The sequence below is a fragment of the Pseudarthrobacter sulfonivorans genome, from assembly GCF_001484605.1.
GTDB classification, from domain to species: Bacteria; Actinomycetota; Actinomycetes; order Actinomycetales; family Micrococcaceae; genus Arthrobacter; species Arthrobacter sulfonivorans_A.
The window spans coordinates 1,406,091-1,430,111 of sequence record NZ_CP013747.1 but is presented as its reverse complement, the minus strand read 5'-3'; the positions used below and the strand labels follow the sequence as shown (position 1 = coordinate 1,430,111).

General features: G+C 65.9%; 22 protein-coding genes and 2 riboswitches. Of the genes, 12 read left to right on the top strand and 10 right to left on the bottom strand.

The window, feature by feature from the left end; genetic code table 11:
- Positions 1–16 precede the first annotated feature (16 nt).
- Complete coding sequence (locus AU252_RS06295) at positions 17–1,504, top strand: threonine/serine ThrE exporter family protein (protein WP_058929990.1); 1,488 nt, start codon at positions 17–19, stop codon at positions 1,502–1,504.
- 22 nt (positions 1,505–1,526) lie between these two features.
- On the opposite strand, the gene AU252_RS06290 is transcribed toward AU252_RS06295, so the two are convergent.
- Both AU252_RS06290 and AU252_RS06285 read right to left on the bottom strand, forming a co-directional pair.
- Positions 1,527–2,366: a siderophore-interacting protein gene (locus AU252_RS06290; protein WP_058929989.1), complete on the bottom strand. Its 840-nt coding sequence runs from the start codon at positions 2,364–2,366 to the stop codon at positions 1,527–1,529.
- Between the two features lie 14 nt (positions 2,367–2,380).
- Complete coding sequence (locus AU252_RS06285) at positions 2,381–3,151, bottom strand: uracil-DNA glycosylase (RefSeq protein ID WP_058929988.1); 771 nt, start codon at positions 3,149–3,151, stop codon at positions 2,381–2,383.
- 133 nt (positions 3,152–3,284) lie between these two features.
- Here AU252_RS06285 and AU252_RS06280 point away from each other — a divergent pair, with 133 nt between their 5' ends.
- The 5 genes from AU252_RS06280 (at position 3,285) to groL (ending at position 7,845) form a co-directional block, all read left to right on the top strand.
- Positions 3,285–3,614: a DUF3263 domain-containing protein gene (locus tag AU252_RS06280; RefSeq protein ID WP_058929987.1), complete on the top strand. Its 330-nt coding sequence runs from the start codon at positions 3,285–3,287 to the stop codon at positions 3,612–3,614.
- 51 nt (positions 3,615–3,665) lie between these two features.
- A complete protein-coding gene (locus AU252_RS06275) occupies positions 3,666–4,283 on the top strand; it encodes a LytR C-terminal domain-containing protein (RefSeq protein ID WP_058929986.1) in 618 nt (205 codons plus the stop codon).
- Between the two features lie 158 nt (positions 4,284–4,441).
- A complete protein-coding gene (locus tag AU252_RS06270) occupies positions 4,442–4,648 on the top strand; it encodes a cold-shock protein (protein ID WP_157768943.1) in 207 nt (68 codons plus the stop codon).
- An 11-nt stretch (positions 4,649–4,659) separates the two neighbouring features.
- Positions 4,660–5,925: an ABC transporter substrate-binding protein gene (locus AU252_RS06265; protein WP_240484335.1), complete on the top strand. Its 1,266-nt coding sequence runs from the start codon at positions 4,660–4,662 to the stop codon at positions 5,923–5,925.
- A 291-nt stretch (positions 5,926–6,216) separates the two neighbouring features.
- Complete coding sequence (gene groL, locus AU252_RS06260; protein WP_058929984.1) at positions 6,217–7,845, top strand: chaperonin GroEL; 1,629 nt, start codon at positions 6,217–6,219, stop codon at positions 7,843–7,845.
- A gap of 77 nt (positions 7,846–7,922) precedes the next feature.
- Here the strand turns inward: groL and AU252_RS06255 are convergent, their stop codons facing one another.
- Positions 7,923–9,233: an ABC transporter substrate-binding protein gene (locus AU252_RS06255; protein WP_058929983.1), complete on the bottom strand. Its 1,311-nt coding sequence runs from the start codon at positions 9,231–9,233 to the stop codon at positions 7,923–7,925.
- 211 nt (positions 9,234–9,444) lie between these two features.
- Here AU252_RS06255 and AU252_RS06250 point away from each other — a divergent pair, with 211 nt between their 5' ends.
- Positions 9,445–10,503: a ribonuclease HI family protein gene (locus AU252_RS06250; RefSeq protein WP_058929982.1), complete on the top strand. Its 1,059-nt coding sequence runs from the start codon at positions 9,445–9,447 to the stop codon at positions 10,501–10,503.
- A 20-nt stretch (positions 10,504–10,523) separates the two neighbouring features.
- Here the strand turns inward: AU252_RS06250 and AU252_RS06245 are convergent, their stop codons facing one another.
- From AU252_RS06245 to AU252_RS06220, 6 genes are all read right to left on the bottom strand, one after another.
- Complete coding sequence (locus AU252_RS06245) at positions 10,524–10,811, bottom strand: WXG100 family type VII secretion target (RefSeq protein WP_058932786.1); 288 nt, start codon at positions 10,809–10,811, stop codon at positions 10,524–10,526.
- A gap of 109 nt (positions 10,812–10,920) precedes the next feature.
- Positions 10,921–12,471: a sensor histidine kinase gene (locus AU252_RS06240; RefSeq protein WP_205630644.1), complete on the bottom strand. Its 1,551-nt coding sequence runs from the start codon at positions 12,469–12,471 to the stop codon at positions 10,921–10,923.
- 2 nt (positions 12,472–12,473) lie between these two features.
- Positions 12,474–13,184: a response regulator transcription factor gene (locus tag AU252_RS06235; protein ID WP_058929981.1), complete on the bottom strand. Its 711-nt coding sequence runs from the start codon at positions 13,182–13,184 to the stop codon at positions 12,474–12,476.
- Between the two features lie 114 nt (positions 13,185–13,298).
- Positions 13,299–14,942, bottom strand: a complete 1,644-nt coding sequence (locus AU252_RS06230; protein ID WP_058929980.1) for a DNA repair helicase XPB — start codon at positions 14,940–14,942, stop codon at positions 13,299–13,301.
- Between the two features lie 13 nt (positions 14,943–14,955).
- The gene (locus AU252_RS06225; RefSeq protein ID WP_058929979.1) at positions 14,956–17,445 is read right to left on the bottom strand and encodes a helicase-associated domain-containing protein; all 2,490 of its coding nucleotides are present in this window, start codon (positions 17,443–17,445) and stop codon (positions 14,956–14,958) included.
- A 10-nt stretch (positions 17,446–17,455) separates the two neighbouring features.
- Positions 17,456–17,689 (bottom strand): hypothetical protein, encoded by a 234-nt coding sequence (locus tag AU252_RS06220; protein WP_058932785.1) that lies wholly within the window; start codon positions 17,687–17,689, stop codon positions 17,456–17,458.
- A gap of 246 nt (positions 17,690–17,935) precedes the next feature.
- Here AU252_RS06220 and AU252_RS06215 point away from each other — a divergent pair, with 246 nt between their 5' ends.
- The 3 genes from AU252_RS06215 to AU252_RS06205 are packed head-to-tail and all read left to right on the top strand — an operon-like array spanning position 17,936 to position 20,263.
- Positions 17,936–18,319, top strand: coding sequence for a cold-shock protein (locus AU252_RS06215; RefSeq protein ID WP_056347308.1), 384 nt, complete (start codon positions 17,936–17,938; stop codon positions 18,317–18,319).
- A 9-nt stretch (positions 18,320–18,328) separates the two neighbouring features.
- Positions 18,329–18,883, top strand: a complete 555-nt coding sequence (locus tag AU252_RS06210; protein ID WP_058929978.1) for a DUF3027 domain-containing protein — start codon at positions 18,329–18,331, stop codon at positions 18,881–18,883.
- A 45-nt stretch (positions 18,884–18,928) separates the two neighbouring features.
- Complete coding sequence (locus AU252_RS06205) at positions 18,929–20,263, top strand: MFS transporter (RefSeq protein WP_058929977.1); 1,335 nt, start codon at positions 18,929–18,931, stop codon at positions 20,261–20,263.
- Between the two features lie 83 nt (positions 20,264–20,346).
- Here AU252_RS06205 and serC read toward each other — a convergent pair whose 3' ends face one another.
- Entirely contained in the window at positions 20,347–21,477 is a 1,131-nt protein-coding gene (serC, locus tag AU252_RS06200; RefSeq protein WP_058929976.1) for a phosphoserine transaminase, read from the bottom strand.
- A gap of 277 nt (positions 21,478–21,754) precedes the next feature.
- Between serC and AU252_RS06195 the strand changes: the two genes are divergently transcribed.
- Both AU252_RS06195 and AU252_RS06190 read left to right on the top strand, forming a co-directional pair.
- Positions 21,755–22,450 (top strand): metal-dependent transcriptional regulator, encoded by a 696-nt coding sequence (locus AU252_RS06195; protein WP_058929975.1) that lies wholly within the window; start codon positions 21,755–21,757, stop codon positions 22,448–22,450.
- A gap of 166 nt (positions 22,451–22,616) precedes the next feature.
- A riboswitch (cyclic di-AMP (ydaO/yuaA leader) is annotated at positions 22,617–22,835 on the top strand.
- A 3-nt stretch (positions 22,836–22,838) separates the two neighbouring features.
- Positions 22,839–23,663: a M23 family metallopeptidase gene (locus tag AU252_RS06190; protein ID WP_058929974.1), complete on the top strand. Its 825-nt coding sequence runs from the start codon at positions 22,839–22,841 to the stop codon at positions 23,661–23,663.
- Between the two features lie 148 nt (positions 23,664–23,811).
- Positions 23,812–23,974, top strand: a riboswitch (cyclic di-AMP (ydaO/yuaA leader).
- The last annotated feature ends 47 nt before the right edge of the window (positions 23,975–24,021 follow it).

Genomic DNA, 24,021 nt, shown 5'->3' with positions numbered 1-24,021 from the left:
AGGGAGGAGCACCAAGGTGAACGATCGACCTGAAAACCCAAGGCGCAGGCCTCCCACCGACGGTCTGCCCAAAACAGAGCCGCTCACCCCCTCCCAGCTCCGCCAGGATGCCGCGGCCAAGCGGATGCTGCGGCGCCTGGTGCGGGGGGAGAACCCGCCGACGGCGCCACTGAGCATTGTGGACAGGCTCGCCGGAAGCCCCTACGCCAACCCCATGATCCAGGTGGGAGGCGTGGACACCTCCGCACGCAAGACCCTGGACTTTTCCCTGCACCTGGCCGAGACCATGTTCCGGTACGGGGCAGGCGCCTTGGAAGTGGAGACGAGCATTATTGCCGTCACCGCGGCGCTGGGGCTGAAAAACATCGAAGTGGACATCACCAACCAGTCGGTGGCCATTAACTATGCCCCCAAGGACCAGACGCCCATCTCGCTGCTTCGGGTTGTGCGGTCCTGGACCAACAACTATGCCGGGCTGGCCAAAGTACACCGGCTGGTGACGGACATCGTGGCCGGGGGAGTGGGCCGCGATGAAGCCATCCGCCGGCTGGACGAGGCCATCACCAGCCCCAAACCGTTCCCGCGCTGGATGGTCACCATAGCGTTCGGCGTGTTCGCCGCAGTTTTTGTGGGTGTGCTCGGCGGCGGGCCGGTGTCCTCGGGCATTGCCTTCGTGGCCAACATCGGTGTCAGCCTGCTTGCCCGCCAGCTGGGCCGGTGGCGGGTTCCGGACTTCTTTACGACGGCGGCGTGCTCCTTCGGCGTTACGCTCACCGCGCTGCTGTTGTGGCGCTTTGACCTCACCAATGCACCGGCGATTGTGGTGGTGGGAGGCATCCTCCTGCTCCTGCCCACGGGACGCCTCGTCTCCTCTGTCCAGGACGCCATCAACGGCTTCCCCGTGACCGCCGCGGGCCGGTTCCTGTCCACGTTGCTGACCTTCGGCGCGATTGTGGCCGGGATCGCGGTGGCCTTTGTGATGGGCGCGATGACCGGAATGCAGCCCATTAGTGTCACCCAAACGTTCCCGCCTGCATATGACCTCTGGGTCCTGGTGATCTTTATCGCCGTCGCAGTGATGGCCATCGGCATAACGGAGCAGACTTCGTGGGAGCTGCTGCTGCCTACCGCGGGCGTGGGCGTGGTGGGCTATTTTGTGCTGCTTGGTGCCGCGACCCTCGGCGTCGGTGACCGGTTCTCCCCGGCGCTGGCCGCCGTTGTGATTGGCCTGCTGGCGCGGGTGGTGGCTCTGAAAATGGGCGCTCCCCAGCTGGTGGTGGCCGTCCCGGCGGCCCTGATCCTGCTGCCCGGGCTGACGATCTTCCGCTCGATGTATGTCCTGACCATCGAGGAGTCCGAAATCCTCCTCGGCGCTGGCGGCATGCTCAACGCAGGCGCTATAGTCCTGGGCACAGCGGCCGGCATTGTCCTCGGCGACACCCTCGCCCGGCCGCTGACACGCAGCCTGGCCAGCAACGAACGCCGCCGCGCCCGCCGCCGCTAGGTACAGCTCAGATCTTCCCTGCTTAGATCTTCCCCACGGGCAGTTTCTTCTCGGCCTGGAAGTCGTCCTCCACCCGGCCCTGGGCCCAGTAGCCGGACAGTGAAACCTGGCTCCGTTCCAGGCCGCGCTGGACGTAAAACACGTCCCGCAGGCTCTTCATGTAGCCGCGCTCGCCATGGGCAAAAACGTCAACGCGGCCCGTGGGCCATTTGGCGTCGGCCACCGCTGAAACGAGGAGGTCCCCGGCGCCTGCCGGCGCGCCGTGGCGGCGTAGCCAGGTCACCTTAACGCCCGCCGGGGACGCGAGGGGCTGGATGTCTGCGTCGCTGTCCACCTCGATATACGCCAGGCCGGTCGCTTCTGCCGGCAACGATTCGATGGCGGCGGCGATCGCAGGAAGTGCGGCTTCATCGCCGGCAAAGAGGTACCAGTCAGCGTCAGGCGCCGGGTTGTAGGCACCGCCCGGGCCGGTGAAGGTGAAGGCGTCGCCGGGCTTGGCGGCAGCCGCCCAAGGGCCGGCCAGCCCTTCGTCACCGTGGATCACAAAGTCGATGGCGAGTTCCTTGGCCTCGGTGTCCACCCAGCGGACCGTGTAGGTGCGGGTGAAGGGCCACTGCTCGCGGGGCATGGATTCGCGGATGGTCCACAGGTCCAGGGGCTGGGCATAGTCAACGCCGGGCTGCGGAAAAACGATTTTGATGTAGCGGTCCACGAAGGTGTTGTTCACGTAGGCGGCAAAACCTTCGCCGCCGGCCACGATCCTGACCATGTGGGGCGAGAGTTCTTCGCGTCGAATGACCGTGAGATCGATCTGCGGACGTGTTTTTTTCGTGGCATTGGTGGTGGCCGGAAGAGTGCTCATAAGGCAAGCCTAAGCTAAGGGACCGGAGGGAGTTCCCAGGTTACGCCAGGGCATCCCTGGTCCTGCAGCAGTTGGTTGATGGTGCTGAAGGGCCGGGAGCCGAAGAATCCGCGCGACGCCGACAACGGGCTGGGGTGGGCGCTGGACACGACCGCCGCGCCGGGCAGGAGGGGCCGGACGCTCTCCGCGTCCTTGCCCCACAGCACCGCCACCAGCGGCGACGGCCCGCCGTCGGAAGTGCGCCGGCTGGCCACCGCGGTGACTGCCGCCGTCGTGATGGCCTCCCAGCCTTTGCCCCGGTGGGAGCCGGCTGCCCCGGCGCGGACGCTCATGACCCGGTTAAGCAGCAGGACCCCCTGGCTGGCCCAGGCGGACAGGTCGCCGTGGACGCGCGCCGGAAGGCCGAGGTCGGACTCCAGCTCACGGTAGATATTCGCCAGGCTCCGCGGGATGGGGCGGGTCCGCCCGTCAACGGCAAAGGACAGGCCGATCGCGTGGCCCGGCGTGGGGTAGGGGTCCTGGCCCACTACCAGGACCTTCACGCCAGCCAGCGGCTGCCGGAAGGCGCGCAGAACGTTCGACGGCGCTGGCAGCACCCGGTGCCCCGCGGCAACTTCGGCGGCCAGGAAGCCCAGGACGCCGCGCAGCTCACTCTCTACTGGGCCCAGCGCCTCCGCCCAGTCGGCAGCCATCAGCTCACTGAGCGGCAAGGCGGCCATCTCGGCAAAGCCAACGGCCTCCGCCGGGTCCGCCGTCAGTTCGAACAGCGCGTCAGATTCAAACACGCTCCCATTCTCGCAGGGTTGCCGGACGCTGCGGCCGGGGCGCAAATGACAACCGTGTTATTCACGCCGTAACATGGGGAGGAGATTTTGTAACTTAACCGGTGATTCAGCGAGACCAGCGAAGGGGTGTGCCGTGGCGGAACCTGCTCGGGAACATATGCCGGAGCCGGAGGAGCGCGGTTCTTTGCTGGCTGACTTTACCCTCCGCGACTCCCCATTGAGCGAGCGCGACCAGCAGATGCTGGCACTGGAGCGGCAGTGGTGGAAGTACGCGGGGGCCAAGGAACAGGCCATCAGGGAGCTTTTCGATCTGTCCGCGACCCACTACTACCAGCTGCTCAACGCCCTCATCGACACCGAGGCTGCACTGGCCCACGACCCCATGCTGGTCAAGAGATTGCGTAGACTACGTACGTCGCGTCACCGGGCACGCACTGCACGACGCCTGGGTTCCGACGCCTGACCACGCTCGTGCTGAGCCATCAGCAGCAATCAACAAGGACGTCTCCCCACCATGACCAAATACGCTCGGGATGAATTCGACAAGGTTCCGGAGTCCGCCTCGCGGCAGGGCGTCCACCGTGCGGCCTCGGCGCCTGCCCGGCGGAAGCTGTGGCCCATCCTTGCTGTGGGGATTGTGGCATTGGCCATCGGAGTGGTGTCCTTCCTGATCCTCCCCAAGCTCGGGTTCACCCAGGCCGGCAGTGAAGCCTCCACCAGCCTGGAATCAACCGCTGCCCCCGAGGCAAGCGCGGCACCGTCAGCCACCGCTGAAGCCTCCACGGACCCGGAGCCCTCTAAGAGCCCCGACGCCGAGCCCAGCGCTTCGCCCAGCAACATTCCCTCCGCGGTTGTGCTGGACAAGACCCAGGGCGTGGCCATCTACAACGCCGCCGGGAAGGCCGGGCTCGCCGGACGCATCAGCTCGATGGTCCAGGCCGATGGCTGGACGCTGGGTCAGGTGGGGAACTGGGGCGGCGCTCCGCAGCAGACATCCGCAATCTTCTATTCAGGACCGGCGCAGAAAGCCAACGCCGAAGCAGTCTCCGAACTCCTGAACATCCCTACCCTGGTGGAGAGCCAGGACTTCCAGGTGCCGTTGGTTGTTGTCCTGGGGCCGGGCTACCAGTAGCGTCTCGCCGTCACGCCTGAATAACTTTTGGGCACCGGAGCGGCCGTGTGGTTCGGCCCGCCGGATGGCTTGTCGCTAGAGTGATTTCAGGCTTCGGTCCGTAACAAGCGGCACACTTCCGACGGGGACCGACGGCACGACGGAAAAGAGTGGACATCATGGCATTGGGAACGGTTAAGTGGTTCAACGCCGAAAAGGGCTACGGCTTTATTACGGTGGACGGCTCCGCGGACGATGTCTTTGTGCACTGGTCGGCCATTGAGGGCGAAGGTTACCGCGCCCTGGATGAGGGACAGCGCGTCGAGCTTGAAGTCGGCGAAGGCGAGAAAGGCCCGCAGGCAGAAAACGTCCGGCCCGCGCAGTGATCTCCCGCAGCTTGCGTTCAACAATCGTCCGCACAACCACAGGGGCGGCCCTCCTGCTGGCCCTGGCCGGCTGTGCCGGAGCTGGCGGCAACGCCCGCGTTGACTCCGCTGAAGCATCCGGTGACGGCACGCTGCGGATCGGGCTGATCCAGGACAGCACAGGGGAGCAGGCCTTCCTCAACGACTCGCAGCTCGCCGCGGCCCAACTGGCAATCAAGGAAATCAATGCGGCCGGCGGCCACAAGGGCAGGCCTGTAGATCTGGTGGTAGGCGCCGGTGATGGCGCCGACGCCCAGGCCAGGAATCTGGCCTCAGCCAAGGTTGATGCGGTGATCGGCCCCACGGATTCGAGTCACGCCGCCGCCGCCATCGACGTCCTCTCGGCCGCGCGCGTCCCGCTCGTCTCGCCGGCCAACTCCGCTGCCGGGCTGTCCCGCTACAAGAGCGGCGGCTATTACTTCAGGACGGCCGCGGCGGACGTTGCCCAGGCCTCGGTGCTGGTGAAGCTGGCCAAGGACGGCGGCGCCAAGAGCCTTGCCGTGGTCCACCAGGACAGTGCCTACGGCAAGGACGTTTCGGCCGCGGTGACCGGTGCCGCCAAGAACGCCGGCCTGGAAACTGTCTCAACGACCGCCTTCAAGCCCGGCGACGCCGGTAACGCCGCAGCTGCTGCCAAGGCCGCCACTCCTGACGCTGTAGTGCTGATCGCCAGGGACGACGCCCAGGGCGCCATCGCAGAGCTCAATAACGCGGGACTTTCGGGCAAGAGCATCATCCTGAGCGACGGTGCCTTCGCCCAGTACGGTTCGGGACTTGGATCCAAGGCGCTCGAAGGCGCCCGTGCAGTGGTGCCGGGCCTGTTGCCGTCTGCGGACTTCCAGGCCCGTCTTGTGTCGGTCAACCCTGCCCTGAAAGACCTTTCGTTCGCCGCAGAGACCTACGACGCCGTGAACCTGGCGGTCCTGGCGGCAGCGAAGGCTGACGACGATGCCGGCCGCTCCATCGCCGCCAACCTGATCGCCGTCTCCGGCGGGACAGCAGGCGGGCAGCCCGCCGCGCAGGCCTCGGGCCCGGCCACCAAGCCGTGCCTGTCCTACACCGACTGCCTCGCGGTCCTGAAGACCGGGGCAGGCATTAATTACGACGGCGAATCGGGGCCGGTTGCCTTCGACGCCAACGGTGACATCACCACGGCCAACTACATGGTGTTCACCTACGGCGCAGACAACAGGGCAGTGCTCAGCGGCCGTGAGGCGGCAGGACGGGCCGCAGGCTGATCGCCGGTGGCGAACGGGCCGCCCTGACAGGGCGATTTGCGGGACCTTTCGCTTGCACTCTCACCTAGGGAGTGCTAATTATTGAGTTAGCACTCCTACGTACCGACTGCTAAAGCAACGTCCGGTTTGTCCGGCTTCGGGGCTTGGCGGCGGTCGTGGAGCGAGAGAAATACCTAGCTGGAGTGAGATCCCCAGCCGCGGCATACAGAGGCCGCCGGTGAAGGATCGTCCGTCGCGGGCACTGCAGTGAGGTTCATTCTTAACGACTGTCCCGAAAGGACTACTGCCGTTATGGCCAAGATCATTGCATTTGATGAAGAGGCACGCCGCGGTCTTGAGCGGGGCCTGAACATCCTCGCCGACGCCGTCAAGGTCACCCTCGGCCCGCGTGGACGCAACGTCGTCCTCGAAAAGAAGTGGGGCGCCCCCACGATCACCAACGATGGTGTTTCCATCGCCAAGGAGATCGAGCTGGACGACCCTTACGAAAAGATCGGCGCCGAGCTGGTCAAGGAAGTTGCCAAGAAGACGGACGACGTCGCTGGCGACGGCACCACCACGGCTACCGTGCTGGCGCAGGCCCTGGTCAAGGAAGGCCTGCGCAACGTCGCGGCCGGCGCTGACCCGCTGTCCCTCAAGCGTGGTATCGAGAAGGCTGTAGCGGCCGTCACGGTTGAGCTGCTGGCCTCCGCCAAGGAAATCGAAACCAAGGAAGAGATTGCGGCTACTGCCTCCATCTCCGCCGGTGACGATGAAATTGGCGCCCTGATCGCTGAAGCCCTGGACAAGGTGGGCAAAGAAGGCGTCATCACCGTCGAGGAGTCCAACACTTTCGGCCTGGAGCTCGAGCTCACCGAAGGCATGCGCTTCGACAAGGGTTACATCTCCGCTTACTTCGTTACCGATACCGAGCGCCAGGAAACGGTCCTTGAGGACCCGTACATCCTGATCGTCAACTCCAAGATCTCCAACGTCAAGGAACTGGTTGCTGTCCTGGAAAAGGTCATGCAGTCCAACAAGCCGCTGCTGATCATTGCCGAGGACATCGAGGGCGAGGCCCTGGCCACCCTGATCGTCAACAAGATCCGTGGCACCTTCAAGTCCGTAGCCGTCAAGGCTCCGGGCTTCGGCGACCGGCGCAAGGCCCAGCTGGCCGACATCGCTGTACTCACCGGTGGCCAGGTCATCGCCGAGGAAGTCGGACTCAAGCTGGAGACCGCCGGACTGGAACTCCTGGGACGCGCCCGCAAGGTTGTTGTCACCAAGGACGAGACCACCATCGTTGAAGGTGCCGGCGACGCCGACCAGATCGCTGGCCGCGTTTCCCAGATCCGTGCCGAGATCGAAAACTCTGATTCGGACTACGACCGCGAGAAGCTGCAGGAACGCCTGGCCAAGCTGGCCGGCGGCGTTGCAGTCATCAAGGCCGGTGCCGCAACCGAGGTTGAGCTCAAGGAACGCAAGCACCGCATTGAGGACGCTGTCCGCAACGCGAAGGCTGCTGTTGAAGAAGGCATCGTCGCCGGTGGCGGCGTTGCGCTGATCCAGGCCGGCGCCAAGGCGTTCGCGAACCTGAACCTGACCGGTGACGAAGCAACGGGTGCGAACATCGTCCGCGTTGCCATCGACGCCCCGCTGAAGCAGATCGCCTTCAACGCCGGCCTCGAGCCTGGCGTTGTTGTCGACAAGGTCCGCGGCCTGCCTGCAGGCCACGGCCTGAACGCAGCAACCGGCGAGTACGTCGACCTGCTGGCTGCCGGCATCAACGACCCCGTCAAGGTAACCCGCTCTGCCCTGCAGAACGCGGCTTCCATTGCCGGTCTGTTCCTCACCACTGAGGCCGTTGTGGCCGACAAGCCGGAGAAGAACGCTCCGGCCATGGGTGGCGGCGACGACATGGGCGGCATGGGCGGCTTCTAGTCCCCAGCGCCCGGACTACGTTCCGCGCAAACCATAATGCGGCCCCCTCCACTGGAGGGGGCCGCATTTGTTTGTCGCTACTTGCGGGCCGTGGCCAGCATCCCTTCGACTTCCTTCTTGAACGCGTCGGCGGCCGCCTGCGGAGTCATCCGGTCGTACAGGACTTCGTCAGTGAACCGCTTGATGACGTTCTGGACGCTGCCGGCACCCACCGGCGGGACGGGAGGCGCATCGGCAATGTCCGGCGCAATGTCCTTCAGGAAGGCCACCACAGTGGTGTCTGCGGGCTTGAGGGCCGGTGTGATGCCCTCGACGATCTCAGAGTTGCTGGGGACTCCGCGGTCTGTCATAAGGATGGCGCCTGCCGCGGGGCTGTTGGCCAGGTAATTGATAAAGGTTGCAGCTGCTTCCGGGTGCTTGGACCGTGAGGACGCGGACCAGAACATGGTGGGCTTGTAGTACATGCCGTTGTCCGCAGACTTCCCGTCGGTGCTGGGGGCGCGGAGCATCTTGATGCTGCTGCCCGTGGTGGTTTCCAGCGATCCCAGCTGGTTAGTCCACCACCAGGCCATGCCTACCCGGTTGGTGCCGAACAGGCTCTCCTCAAGGCCTGCGCCGGAGTCCTCGGTGGCCACCGTGGCCGGCGGGCTTGCCTGGGAATCGCGCTGTTCCTTCAGCCGTTCCCAGAACGAAGCGGCCGTAGCGGTGTCGAAGTCCAGTTTTCCGTCCTGGGAGTAGAGGTTCTCGCCGTGCTGCCGAAGCCAGAGGATGAGGTCCGCCTCGTTGCTGCCATAGGCTGCGCCGTAGCTCATCCCGTCACCGGCCGCGCTGAGTTTCGCGGCGGTGTCCATAAAGTCGTCCCACGTCCAGGTGGTGTCGTCGGGGACAGGCACGCTTGCTGCCTCAAAGACTTTCGTGTTTGCCATGATGACGTAAGCGTTCTTCCCGGTGCTCAACCCGTACTGTGCGTTGTCGTATTGGCCGGACGCCAGTGATTCCTTGTCCAGCTTGGAGGTGTCGATCCCGCTCTGTTTGGCCAGGTCCAGCAGCGCCCCGCGGCCACCGTACTCGGCGATGTATTTCTGGTCCATCTGGATGACATCCGGTGCGTCATTGGCAGCGGTGGTGGTGGCCAGTTTGTCCCAGTAGCTGGCCCATTCGCCCGGCTCGGATTCGATCTTGATGTTGGGATGTTCCGCCTCGAACGCGTCGATGACTCTCTCCGTTTGCGCGTTGAGGTACTCATTGCCCCACCAGGCGAACCGCAGCGTCACTGCGTCATTTTCGCTGGAGCCTGCGGGGGCGCCGCAGCCAGTGGCAAGCAGTGAGACAGCGACGGCGACTGCGCCGAATTGGAACTTCCTGCGGCTGATGGCCCGAATCTTCATTGATGTGCCTTCCTCAAAAGGGTGGAGGTCCACCCCGGAGCGTGTCCCGTGACGGCGTAGGTGCCGGTGGGGAAGCTTCGACTGAGAAAGCGCTTTCCCGGTCAGGATTCCGATTCTGCCGCGCTTCGACTTCGGCGTCAAGGCTTTTCGGTAAGCGGTTTCCCAAGGGCTGGCTGAACCGGTTGTCGGCGCTGTCTGGCAGGATGGTTAAGTGACAATTACTGCAGCGGCCGACGGTTCGGCTTTAGGAAATCCCGGCCCGGCCGGTTGGGCCTGGTATGTGAACGACGACTGCTGGCGTGCCGGGGGATGGCCGCACGGCACCAACAACCAGGGCGAGCTGATGGCCGTCCTGGATCTGTTCCGTGCCACCGCCCACGTCCCGGAGGAGGACCTGAGGGTCCTGTGCGACAGCCAGTACGTGATCAACTCCATCACAAAGTGGATGCCGGGCTGGAAACGCAAGGGGTGGCGGAAGGCCGACGGCAAACCCGTCCTGAACGTGGAGCTGCTCAAGGAACTTGACCGGGAAATCGCCGGCCGGAAATACACCTTCGAATGGGTCAAGGGCCACGCCGGCCACGACCTCAATGAGGCAGCCGATGTCCGCGCGCGTGCAGCGGCCACCGCGTACCAGCAGGGTGTGGCAGCCCGTTCAGGCCCGGGCTTCGCGGGAGCCCCGGCAGCGGTTGGCCCAGCAGTTGATAGCCGGGTTGCCGTCAGCTCTGGGGCAGTCACCGCACTGACCAGCCCCGACGCCGCCACTCCTGCCAGCCTTCAGGCCGCCACCACAGCCGGCGGTGCTGGCTCCGACGGTCAGGGCTCGTACGGCCAGGACCTCTTCAACCAAAGCCCCTACGACGAGCCGGACCTCTTCAGCGAGCTGGAGAGCGACTCCTTCATCCCGTCGGAGTCCGCCGGGGCCGAGATGAGCCCCGAAGCGATCGTCGAGGCCCTCGAACGCGAGTTGTCGGGCCCCGACATCCGTGGCGACATCGGCCGCACCGGCGTCCTCCTGCACCCTGATTTTATGGAGATCGGAACCTCGGGCAGGGTATGGACCCGTGACGCCACGATGATGGCACTGGAAGAGGAACCAGGGCAGCACACTGAACTGGAGTTCCTGGGTGCGGACCGCATCGGCACCAGCGCGATCCTGCTGACGTGCCGAAGCTACTCGCGCTCAGGCACGGCTCTCCATAGCTCACTGTGGGTCTTGGACGGCAACAGATGGCGGCTCCGATTCCGCCAGGGGACGCCGGAGGCGTAGAAGCCATTTCGGCTGCGGACTCAGCTGAAGCGCTGGGTGTTGCCCTGCTCGGCCTGGGCGTAGGTGGACGCTGCTGATGCCAGGGCCATGTTGATGGATGCCAGCGATGCCTCCACCTTGCCCTGGGTGAGTGTCCACTCGGTCACCAGGGCCTGGAAGTTGTTGGCAGCCGAGCCCCGCCAGGTGGACTGCAGTTCGTCCAGGCCGCGCTTCATGGTCTGGACGTCCGAGCTGATCCGATCCACGGTTGCTTTGACGTTGGCCGACTTGAGCTGAAGGAGTTCGGTGTCCACGGAAATGATGCTCATGGCTTGCTGCCTCTCGAAGTAGTGGGACAGCATCTGCTGCCCGCCCGGCTGCTCCGGGCCACTACAGCGAGCCTACGGACGGGCACTGCCCGCACGCCACGCTCCATGGCTATATGTGGATAACCTTGCCATCTCCGTGGCCTCCGTCCACAGGATCGCCATCCTGCGTGGCCGTTGCGCCCGGGTGGGCTTCCCCCACGTGGTCATCGCCGGCGTGAGCCTCGTCGGTGGCGTCGTCCCGGACCGGCAGGCTGACCACCAGCGTGGCCCCGCCGCCGTCGGTCTTTTCCACCCTGACGGACCCGCCGTGCGATCCCACGATGGCCGCGACAATCGCGAGCCCCAGGCCGCTGCCGCCGGTCTCACGCGTCCGGGACGTGTCCGCGCGGTAGAAACGCTCGAACACCTTGGACGCGTCCTCTTCTGAGATGCCAGGGCCGTGGTCCCGGACCTCGATCACCGCGAACGGCTGCCCGCCGTCGGAGGTCCGGACCCCGACGGCTAGTTCGATCGGGCTGCCGTCCGGGGTGTAGCGCAGGGCATTCCCCACGAGGTTCCCCACCACCTGCCGCAGTTTTGCTTCGTCACCGAGCACCGGCGCGGGGGCGGCCGGATCGTCACCAAGGCCGGTCAGGGAGATGGGGCGCGAGCGGTCGCTTGCCTGCGTGTCCACCACCGCATCGTGGGCAATCAGCTGCAGGTCCACGGGCTTTTGCTGGAGCGGGCGCTGTTCGTCCAGGCGCGCCAGCAGGAGGAGGTCCTCCACCATAGAGCCCATCCGTTTGGCTTCGCTTTCGATCCGCCCCATGGCCGTGGCCACGTCCTCGTCGGTGGCCAGCGCGCCATGGCGGTAGAGCTCGGAGAAACCCCGGATGGTCACGAGCGGGGTACGCAGTTCGTGGGAGGCGTCGGCGGCGAACCGGCGCATTCTGCCTTCGGAGGCTGTCCGGGCGGCGAAGGCCGTCTCGATATGCGCCAGCATGGCGTTCAGCGAGCTCCCGAGCCGCCCCACTTCAGTGCCGGGATTTTCGACGTCCACACGCCTGGAAAGGTCGCCCGCGGCGATGGCGGCTGCGGTCTTTTCCACCTTGGCCAGCGGACGGAATGACCGGGACACGGTCCAGCTGGCGATCAGGGAGGCCAGCAGCAGGGTGAGCAGGCCGACGCCGGTGACCACCAGGGTGGCGTGCTTGAGGACATCATCCACGCTTTGCAGCGGCAAGCCGATGACAACGACGGCGGGACGGCCGATATAGAGCACGGTCACCGCGACCACCCGCCAGTTCTGGCCGTCGGTGCCCCTGACCTGGTACGGGCGGGTTCCCCGGTTCTGGGCGTCCTCAACGGAGATGGTTGCGATGTCGGGGTGGTCATCCGGATCGCCGCCCAACAGCTGGGGGTCCTCACCAGGGGTGTACAGGATCAGCGAGTAGTCAGTGGGGACCATCGGGTTGGTGGGTGCCTGCAGCTGGGTGAACGAGCGCTGCTTGCTGGCGAGGTCGACGGCGGCGTACAGCTTGTCATCCACCTGCGCCTGGAGGTAGCTGTGCAGCAGCGTGAGGGTGCCGGCGCCGGTTGAGGTCAGCGCAACAATCAGCAGTGCCATGATCATGGCCACCAGCTGGGACCTCAACGAGGCCGATTTCCACCGCTGCAGCAAGGTCAGCGCTTCTCTGCCGTCCGGAGCACGTAGCCGACTCCGCGTTTGGTCTGGATCAGTGCCGGTGCGTCCGGATCAATGTCCACCTTGCGCCGGAGGTAGGAGATGTAGGACTCCACGATCGAGGCGTCGCCGTTGAAGTTGTACTCCCAGACGTGGTCAAGGATCTGGGATTTCGACAGCACCCGGTTGGGGTTCAGCATGAGGTACCGGAGGAGCTTGAATTCCGTGGGGGACAGTTCGATCACGGTGCCGCCGCGGCGCACTTCGTGGGCGTCGTCGTCGAGCTCCAGGTCGTCCACCCGGATCACGGCGTCGTCGTCGAGCAGGGGCTGCGTGCGGCGCAGGACGGCACGGATGCGGGCCACTACCTCGTCCAGGCTGAACGGCTTGGTGACGTAGTCATCCCCGCCTACTGTGAGGCCGGTGACCTTGTCCTCCGTGTCGTCCTTCGCCGTGAGGAACAGGACCGGAAAGTGCTTACCCGAAGCCCGCAGCTTGCGGGTGACGGTGAAGCCATCCATGTCCGGCAGCATCACGTCCAGCACCGCCAGATCGGGCGCGTGGAGCTCGGCGGCGGCCAGCGCGTCACGGCCGTTGGCGGCAGAGACCACCTCGAAGCCTGCGAAGCGGAGCGAGGTGGACAGCAGCTCGCGGATGTTGGGTTCGTCATCAACAACTAGCAGCTTGGCTTCTGGGCCGGTCTTCTTCATGCTCCCATCATGCTCCCAGAAACTGTGAGTTTTCTGGATGGATGGTGGGTGTTCCATGGGGAGCCCGCCGTGGCATGGCCATCCCCATCGCCGGACAGGAACACCGGGTGGCCGTTAGACGGCGCCGACATCCTTGGCGTCCATGATCCGGTAGGCATAGCCCTGCTCTGCCAGGAAGCGCTGCCGCTTGGCCGCGAAATCCTGGTCCAGGGTGTCCCGGGCCACCAGCGAGTAGAAGCGGGCCGCCCGGCCGTCCTTCTTGGGGCGGAGCAACCGGCCCAGCCGCTGGGCTTCCTCCTGCCGCGACCCAAAGGAACCGGAGACCTGGATGGCCACCGAGGCCTCGGGCAGGTCGATGGAGAAGTTGGCCACTTTGGAAACCACCAGCGTGTTCACGTCGCCGGCCCGGAATGCAGCGAAGAGCTTCTGCCGTTCCTTGACGGACGTATCGCCCTTGATGACGGGAGCCTGCAGGCGCTCGCCGATCTCGTCCAGCTGGTCAATGTATTGCCCGATCACCAGCAGCTGCTCGCCCTGGTGCCGGGCCACCAGCTGTTCCACGATCAGGGTCTTGGACTCGGACGTAGCGCACAGCCGGTACTTGTCCGCGTCCTCGGCCATGGCATAGGCCACACGTTCGTCCCGGGGCAGGTCAATGCGGACCTCCACACAGTCCGCGGGGGCGATGTAGCCCTGGGCTTCGATGTCCTTCCAGGGCGCGTCGTACCGTTTGGGCCCGATGAGGCTGAAGACCTCGCCTTCGCGGCCGTCCTCGCGGACCAGGGTGGCGGTGAGGCCCAGCCGGCGGCGGGCCTGCAGGTCCGCGGTCATCCGGAAGATCGGCGCCGGCAGGAGGTGCACTTCGTCATAGATGATCAGGCCCCAGTCGTGGCCGTCCACGAGCTCCAGGTGCGGGTACAGGCCGCCGCGTTTGGTGGTGAGGACCTGGTACGTGGCGATGGTGACCGGGCGGACCTCTTTGACCGCGCCCGAGTACTCGCCGATTTCGTCCTCCGTCAGGGACGTCCGCTTGAGCAGCTCGTCCTTCCACTGCCGGGCTGCCACCGTGTTGGTGACCAGGATGAGCGTTGTGGTGGAGCTCGTGGCCATGGCCGCGGCACCCACCAGCGTCTTCCCGGCTCCGCAGGGCAGCACCACCACGCCGCTGCCGCCGGCCCAGAAATTCTCGGTGGCGAGCTGCTGGTACGGGCGGAGCTTCCAGCCGTCCTCGTTCAGGGCGATCAGGTGGGGTGTGCCGTCCACGTAGCCGGCCAGGTCCTCCGCCGGCCAACCGATTTTCAGGAGCAGCTGCTTGAGCTGGCCGCGCTGCGAGGAATGGACCACAATGGTTTCGCCGTCGATCCGCGGCCCCAGCAGGGGCTGGATCTTTTTGGCCCGGATGACCTCCTCCAACACCGGGTAGTCGTCCGTGCGCATCACCAGGCCGTGCTGCGGGTCCTTCTCCAGCCGCAGCCGCCCGTACCGCGACATGGTCTCTTCGACGTCGATCAGCAGCGAATGCGGCACGGGGAACCGCGAGTATTTGAGCAGCGTGTCCAGGACCTTCTCCGCGTCCAGGCCGGCGGCGCGTGCGTTCCACAGGCCCAGGGGCGTCAGGCGGTAGCTGTGCATGTGCTCCGGGGCGCGTTCGAGCTCGGCGAAGGGGGCGATGGCGTGGCGCGCCTCGGTGGCCAGTTCGTGGTCCACTTCCAGCAGGATGGTTTTGTCACTTTGGACGATCAGCGGGCCGTCGTTCACGCGGGGCAGTCCTTCACTGGCGCAGTTCTTCTGCGGCCTCAATGTCGATAATGCGGTGGATGGAGAGCACGCGCTCGGTTTCCTTGGCAGGATCAAAGACCCTGACGCGTCCGCCGTTTACGGAGAGGGGAACAACTGTCTCCAGGCAGGAATTCCCCTGGCTGTCCACCACGTTCATGCTCACGCGCTGCTTGAGCCGGATAGCCCGTTGCAGCGTCTCCAGCCCAAGCTGGGTCGCAGCTTCGCCGGAGCCAGCCACGGGGCCTGCGTGGTTTCCGGAGGCCTCAGCCCGCCTGTTCCGCAGGACGGCCAGCTGCGCGGCGACGTCGTCCTCGGCGGGTGCGGTCCGCGGCGCCGTGTAGATGGGGCGGGCGCCGCCGGGAACATTGTTAGTGCGGCGGAGCCGGACCACTCCGGGCTCGGCCTGGTCCACCGACGGCGAGAGGCCCAGTCCGCGCAGGACCTGGGCTGTTTCCCGCGGCGGAGCGGTGGAGATCAGTACCGTCGGCGCAATCCGGGCCAGCCCCAGGCCGGCCGCTTTGGACTCCGCCGCCAGCTCCAGCACCGTTGCCTCATCATCGCTTTGGATAAAGCTGGCGGCCGTTCCCACCCGGAGCCGGCCGTGCCGGGACGCCGTGTCCTCCACCAGGTATTCCAAGGGCTGGGGCACGGCCGTGGCCGAATGCTCACGCAGGAACTCCAGCAGGCTCGAGGCGTCATGCCCGGCGTCCAGCGCCCGCCGGACCGAGTTAGCGGAGAACCGGTAGATAGTGGCGGGCCCGTGCCCCTCGGCGTCGGCCATCACCAGTAGCTTTTCGGCCAGCTCCGGAGCCAGGTAGCCCGGGGCAACTGCGGTCAGGTCCGCCTGAAGCAGGACGTGGTTCAGTGCCGCAGGCAGATGCTCGCCCAGGATGCCCAAGGCTTCGTCCGGGTTGTCTTCGGCAATGGCGCTGCCCAGCTGGCTCAACGCACCGGAGCCGATCAGTCCGAGCAGCTCCGCTTCCGCGAGCACACCCCTGATCAGGGAACTGAACCGGCGGGCCATCCGCGGCTGCGTCCATTCAGCCCGCTGGAGGACGGCCGCAGCATCCAGGACCGGTGCCGTGCCGTCCGCAGCGGCAGCCTCCTGGGTGAGTTCCTCCAGGATTTCCAGGATCCGCTTCCTGACCACGGGGGCGTCCGGCCGCTGCGCCTCTGCCGAAAGGGCATTAACGGTGTTCCCGGCCAGGGCGCGGTGCGCGGCGGGAACGCCGCCGGGGCCGTTAGCGGGCTGACCCACCAGTGAAGGCACACGCTCGCTCGCGAGCCAGGCATTGACCAGCCACAGCCACTGCTCCTGGCGGGGGAGGGCCAGCCACTCCAGCTGCGGGGGCTGCACCCACGAGGACGAGTCCACATCAAGGCGCAACAGGCCGGCGAGGGCGCTGACCTCCAGCAGCAGGCCCGCCCGGTGCTGGTCGATGCGAAGCGTCTCGGCCAGCCGCTTCATTTCCCGGACACCGACGCCGCCACTGCGCAGCGTGGCCAGCGGCTGTTCGCGGACGGCGTGGAGGAGGTCACCCACCAGCCGAAGGGTTTCGGCGATGGCGCCCAGCGCCGCGTTCCGGCGAAGCGCAGCGGTGGTGCTGCCCAGCTCCGGAACCGGCGGGGACAGGGAGAAGTCATTGATGATGGCGCCGCCACGCAGCGACAATCCCACGCTATGCGGCAATTCCACGTGCGCGGCGTCCAGGGGGACCAGCAGGCCCCGGGCCAGGAGCCAGTCAACGGGCCCGACGTCGGCGCCCTGGTTCGAGACCGACGCCTTCCGTTGCGCCTGGGGGACGGCACCCATGGCCCAGTTGCGGAATTTGGCGAGCAACGCCGTCGTGCGTTCCGGGGCTCCGGCCAAAGCCTCGCCGAGTGCCTCGGGCGAGGATGTCCAATGCTGCAGCGCGAGGGCTGCCTCCATGGGGGTGGTGGCGTTCTGGATGGAGACGCCGCTGCGGTGCAGCTCGGCAACGAGCTGGACTGCCCGCTGGGCAAACGCGGGCTGGAGCCTGACCAGCTCGGTGTAGCTGCGCCCCAGCCCCGCAGGATAGATTCCCACCACGTCCTTGAGGCTTCCCACCGGCAGGTAGTAGCGCTGGCGGTGGCCCGAAACCGGCGTTCCATGCGGCGGCTCTGCCCGGTGCACCAGAGCCAGTTCCTGGAGCGAGGCCAGGATGCGTTCCAGCGCCGCCACCGTGGACCCTGCAATGAGTTTCCGGACGCCCGCCGCCGAGGCGCTGTGTTCGGTGTCCGTGTTGGTACACAGATGCAGCGTTTCCAGCACCTGCATCTGTGGCCTGTTAAGCCGCTCGAGCGCGCGCTGGACGCTGACCCGCGCGCTTGCCCGCGCGGCCAGGGCGGAAAAGTCAGGAACGGCGGGGGACATAAGGTCCGGCCGCGCTGCAAAGAGCGCCCGCAACGAGTCATCGCTGCGTGCTTCCAGTTCTTTGCTGAGCGCGCGAATAAGGGACATCAGTCCAACGTTACCGCCCGCCGGACTTTCCTGCCCGGCGCCGGCCCGCCACGCTGTCCAGCACCAGGAAAAGCATCAGCAGGAACGCCACAGGCAACCCGTACAGGGCAGTGGCAGTGACCCAGGCCGGAGCAGCGGAGCCTGCGAAGGCCAGTGCCATGACGGCTCCCACCGCCACGAGGGAAAGCATGGCAACAACCGCTGCGCAGATCATCAGTGGGCGCCGGTATCGCGAGGGTGTCATGCAGGCAACGCTAACAGCCGGGCGGCCGGTGGTGGCGCCACAGGCGGCCGTGAGCGGCGGGCACACAGCCGCAGGCAGGCGGCAGGACGAAGGGTGCATGAAAGCAGGATTCCGGCCCCCGGCAGGATAACCTTGAAGAACAGACCAACACGGTCCGTCGCTGTCATACCCTGAACCCGCACATCAGTGCGGATGCGGTGACTGCCGGCCGTGTCAGAAGACGTCAGAACGAAGAAGGTTGATTACGTGCCTACCGGCAAGGTCAAGTGGTATGACAAGGAAAAAGGTTTCGGATTCCTCGCAGGCGAGGACGGCCAGGAAGTCTTCCTGCCCAAATCATCGCTGCCCGAAGGCATCACGGAGCTGAAGGCCGGCACCCGGGTTGAGTTCGGCGTTGCCGACGGCCGCAAGGGTGCACAGGCCCTGGGCCTGCGCGTCCTGGACAAGACGCCGTCCATCGCCAAGGCCAAGCGGCCCAGCGCCCGGGACCTCGCACCGCTGGTCCAGGACCTGGTCAGCGTGCTGGACAACCTCTCCGGAACCCTGTCCGCGGGCAAGTACCCGGAAGGCAACAAGGGCAAGGCCATCGCGGCTGCCCTGCGTAAGGTTGCCGACGAGCTGGACGTTTAGGTCTTGGCCATGAACGCGGAAGCTGAACAGCCGAACACCACAACAGCGGAGAAAGCGGGCGCCAAAGCCGAGGCCAAGCGCCGCGCCGGCGTGCCCGTGTGGCGTACCGGAAAGCCGGATGCCTTCCTCGCCACTGCCGTTGGCGAGGCGCGAACCGCCCTCGAAGGCATCACGGCGGCGTCGGACATCGGTGCGCACCTGGCTGCCAAAAGTGAGGGCGACCGCCTGGTCACCCACCTCTTCGAATCAAGAATGGCCGGCTACCACGGCTGGCAGTGGTACGCGGTCCTGACCAGGAACTCCCGCTCCAAGGTGGTCACGGTCAGCGAGCTTGGCCTCCTGCCGTCGGAGGACTCCACCCTCTCCCCGGAGTGGGTGCCGTGGGCCGAGCGCGTCCGCCCCGAGGACGCACAGGCGGCAGAGGAAGAGGAGCCACGCGCTGCGGAGGCTTCCGCTTCGAAGCCGGACACTTCGCAGGCCGAGGCTGACACTTCCGGGTCCGAAGACCGGGACGAAGAATCCGAAGAATCCGAAGACGACGACCCCGCCGGCGAGGCTGACTAAGCAGTTGCCAATGCGCAGGGTTGAGAACCAAGAAGGCCGGCACTGATGTCCACCTTCAAATCCCTGCACATCCTCAACTACCGGATCTGGTTCCTCGGCGCGCTGGTTTCCAACATCGGAACCTGGATGCAGCGGACGGCCCAGGACTGGCTGGTGTTTGACCACCTCACCGATCACGACGCCGGGGCCATGGGCATCACCATGGCGCTGCAGCTGGGGCCGCAGCTCTTCCTGGCGCCGGTCGCCGGCCTCGTGGCGGACCGGTACAGCCGCCGGCAGCTGCTCATCATCACCCAGTCAATGATGGCCCTCCTGAGCACCGGCCTGGGCATCCTCGTGGTACTCGGCGCCGGCCAGCTGTGGCACGTCTACAGCTTCGCCCTGCTGCTGGGCATGGTCTCCGCCCTCGATGCCCCGGTGCGGCAGACCTTTGTTTCTGAACTGGTGCGGGACGACTACCTGCCCAACGCCGTGGCCCTGAACAGCGCCTCGTTCAATGTCGCCCGGATGATCGGGCCCGCCGTGGCCGGCGTCCTCACCGTAGCGGTAGGTCCCGGCTGGGTGTTCCTGATCAACACCTTCACGTTCCTGGCCATGCTCCTGAGCCTGTGGAAGATCCCCGCCGCGTCACTGCGCCAGCTTCCCCGGGCGGCTCCGGGCAAGGGCCGGATCCGGGAGGGGCTGCGCTATGTGCGGTTCCGGCCGGACATTGTGGTGGTCCTGGTGGCCGTGTTCATCGTGGGAACACTCGGCCTTAACTTCGTGCTGTTCATCGCCGCGATGGTGGGCACGGAATTCGGGCTGGACGCCAGCGCGTTCGGGCTCATGAATTCCATCATGGCCATCGGTTCCGTGGCAGGCGCGCTGCTCTCCGCCGGCCGCGGCAAGCCCCGCTTGCGGATGATCTTCGGCGCGGCGGCTGCCTTTGGGGTGACCTCGGGACTGGCCGCTCTTGCCCCGGACTACTTCTGGTTCGGCGTGGCGCTGGTGCCGGTGGGCCTGTTCGCAATCACCATGATGACCAGTGCCAACGGCTACGTCCAGACCACCACCGATCCCGTGATGCGGGGCAGGGTCATGGCCCTGTACATGGCCATCTTTATGGGCGGCACACCCATCGGCGCCCCGTTGGTGGGATGGGTGGCCAACGTCGCCGGCCCCCGGTGGTCGCTTTCCGTTGCGGCCGCCTCCGGGATCATCGCCGCCGTGATCGGAATGATCTGGATCATCCGCGCTCAGCGGCTCCGGCTCACCTTCAACCGGCGCGCCCGCGGCCTGCGCTACTTCGGCGTCGTCTCCCACCTGGGCGTCCAGCAACAGGGGGACAACACAAACGGCGCCGCCCGGGACGAAAACCCGGACGACGCCGTCGGACGCTGACAACTGGCCTCACCACAAAAACAGCGCGAACGGACACTTGGGGCCCGGTTCCTGGGCCCCAAGTGTCCGTTCGGGCGGGTGCGCTACTTGCGCAGCTCGCCCACCACGTAGTCGATGCTTGCCAGCAGCGCGGAGACGTCAGCTGGCTCGATGGCAACAAACGTGGCGATCCGGAGCTGGTTGCGGCCCAGCTTGCGGTACGGCTCGGTGTCCACGATCCCGTTGGCGCGGAGCACCTTGGCGATCGCGGCGGCGTCGATCGAGTCGTCGAAGTCGATGGTGGCGATGACGTTGGAACGGTCCTCCGCCTTGGCCACGAACGGGGTGGCGTACTCGGAGGCCTCGGCCCAGGAGTAGATCCGGCCGGCGGAGTCAGCGGTGCGGGCGGACGCGAAGTCCAGGCCGCCGTTGGCGTTCAGCCACTGCACCTGCGCGTCGAGGGTCACCAGGGTGGAGAGCGACGGCGTGTTGTACGTCTGGTTCAGCTTGGAGTTGTCGATGGCGGTCTGGAGGTCCAGGAAATCGGGGATCCAGCGACCACTGGCCTTGACCCGGGCGGCGCGTTCCAGCGCGGCGGGGGAGAAGAGACCCAGCCACAGGCCGCCGTCGGAGGCGAAGTTCTTCTGCGGGGCGAAGTAGTAGACATCGGCCTCGGAGACGTCCACGTCCAGGCCGCCGGCTGCGGAAGTGGCGTCCACCAGGACCAGGGAACCGGCGTCGGCGCCCGCGACGCGCTTGACCGGAGCCGCGACACCCGTGGAGGTTTCGTTCTGCGGCCAGGCGTAGACATCCACGCCAGCCTCGGCGGCCGATACCGGACGGGTGCCGGGCTCGGACTTGATGATGGAGGAGGCGTCCAGGAACGGGGCCTTGTTGGTGGCTGAGGCGAATTTGGAGCCGAACTCGCCGAAGGACAGGTGCTGGGCCTTCTTTTCCACCAGGCCGAAGCTGGCGACGTCCCAGAAAGCGGTGGAGCCGCCGACGCCGAGGACCACTTCGTAGCCTTCGGGGGCGCGGAAGAACTGGCTGAGGCCTTCACGGACGGAGCCCACGAGGTTCTTGACCGGAGCCTGGCGGTGGGAGGTGCCCAGTATGGTCTTGGACGCCGCTGAGAGCGCTTCGAGCTGCTCCGGCCTGACCTTGGAGGGTCCTGCGCCGAACCGTCCATCCTTTGGCAGGAGGTCGGCGGGAATAGTGATGCTGGTTTCGCTCACGGGGGCTCCAATTTCGGCATGGACGTGGCTCACGTCCGGGCGGTGGGGTGGCCGGTAGTCGGCGGTGACTGCATAAGGACCTCCTTTATTCTGCCTGAACCCTCGATTGGGCGGGGAACCGGGGCCGTCATAGTCCGGCCAATGAGACTGTTTGTCCCCGCCCGGGCATTATCCAGACAAATTCAAAATAGGCTAAGCTTTTTAGCGGACCTCGCCGCTGAGCGGGACGCGATACGGTGGGACAACGCAAGGTACTGCGCTCGAGGAGCTGAGCTGGATGACGGATCTGATCGATACTACGGAGATGTATCTTCGGACCATTTTGGAGCTTGAAGAAGAGAACATCGTTGCTCTTCGCGCACGCATCGCCGAACGGCTGCGGCATTCCGGACCCACGGTGTCCCAAACCATCGGCCGGATGGAACGCGACGGACTGGTCGTAGTCTCCGGAGACCGCCATCTGGAGCTCACGGAAGCCGGGCGGAAACGCGCTACGGAAGTGATGCGCAAGCACAGGCTCGCGGAACGGCTCCTGGCGGATGTGATTGGCCTGGACTGGGCCTATGTCCACGATGAAGCGTGCCGCTGGGAGCATGTGATGAGCGAACGCGTAGAGCAGCGCATCTACGAACTGCTCAACCACCCCACCGAGTCTCCGTACGGCAACCCCATCCCCGGGCTGGCCGCCCTGGGCGGGCCGGCGCCCGCGCTCCCAGACGCCGGTGTGATTAATCTCCTTGATGCGATGCAGGGCTACGGGCCGGCGTCGAACGTGACAGTCAGCCGGCTGGCTGAGCCCATCCAGGTGGAACCTGAGCTGCTGGTCCAGCTGGATGAAGGCGGGATCAGGCCCGGTGCCACGGTGTCCCTGGAGCGCGTAGGGGAGTACATTTCCGTGCGCGTGCCGGGAATCGAAGGGGCGCTCGAGTTGCCCCCGGAAGTGGCATCCCACGTCTTCGTTTCCGTCAGCTGACGGGAAGACGGTCCGCCGCGTGGGGCCGCGCGTGGGGTCGTGCCATAGCGCAGCGGCGCAACGTTCCGCAAAGATAACGGAATTGTTACTGTCCAAGTTAATCACCTATAGTTGAAACTCAGCGTCGATACAAAAGCGTTACCTGATCCGGAGCCGAGCTCTGCCAGCGGATCAGGTGCATCAGTCACCAACTGGCAGAGGCGGGGGAACCACAACCGGCAGTCGTAAGACTGCCTTGGGGTTAAGTCCGTCAGCAGCAAGCCTCTTCCAGCGAAGGATCCTCACGGGATATCTCTGCGCCAAGTGCTTGTCACGGCGGACCGGGTCTTTGAACTCTCTGACCCGAATCCGACAGCTAACTTCGCAGGCTACCCAGAGAGGAACATTCTTGACCACGCAATACTCGAGGGGCCGCCGTCGCGCGGTGGGTCCCGCCTCGGCGCCCAGAGTGGCCGAGGATTTCAGCGCGGAGAGGCCCCGCGACCCACAGCGGGAAGCCCGCCGCCGCCGGGGACCCTTCCGGCAGATGACGGATTTCGCCGCCGCCAGTGGCCTCGGCCAGAAGGCCGGCATCGCCTTGGCAGCAACAGGCCTGGCTCTCACCGTGACGGTTCCTGTGACCGGCCCCGTGATGGCCACTCCGGCACCCGGCCAGGCTGCGTCGGCCGTTTCCGCTGCTCCGCAGCCCGAAGTTACCGCCGAAGCCGCCGCCCAAATTGATTTCAGCCGCTCGTCCGTGGTGACCCAGGGTGATCCCGACGGCAAACTGAAGCAGCTCCTGAGTGCCCAGTCCGCGGGATCCATTACCCGCGCTGCCTCTGCCGGAAGCCTCGGCTCGCCGCTCGCCCAGCTGGCTACGGCCTCACCCTTCGGATTCCGAGTCAGCCCGATTACCGGCGGCTCCGGCGACTTCCACCGTGGCCAGGACTTCGTGGCACAGTGCGGAACCTCTGTCCTGGCTGCTGCCAGCGGTACCGTCACCTTCGTTGGCTGGCACCAGTACGGCGGCGGCAACCGCGTGGTGGTGGATCACGGCAATGGCCTTGAAACCACTTACAACCACCTCTCCTCCGCCAGCGTCAAGGTAGGCCAGACAGTCAGCCGCGGCGACGTTGTTGCCCTCAGCGGCACCACGGGCGCGTCCACGGGCTGCCACCTCCACTTCGAGGTCCAGGTCAATGGCGAAGTCGTTGACCCCACCGGCTGGCTCTGACCCAAATGATGGCCAACTCTCGAATCGCAGCGACGTGCCGTGACCTGAATGTGACATTGGCTCGGAACTCCTGTAACGTCTAAAGCGCGTCAACTTTTCCGAAGTTGACGTTCTTGAGTGGATTGCCTAGCTCTGCCACCGCTCAAGGTCCGTTCGCATGACATCGTCTGGCAGGGGCGGGGGAACCAATTTTGGTCTTCGATTCTGAAGGCCTTGGGGTTAAGTCGCAAAGCTTCCACTGTGAAGCAGCGCGGCCGGGTGACTCCCATCCGAATCCGACAGCTCACCTCGCAGGCATTGGGAGAGGCTACCTTCGTGTCTTCACGCCATACTTCTGCGCGTCACCGCGCACAACCGG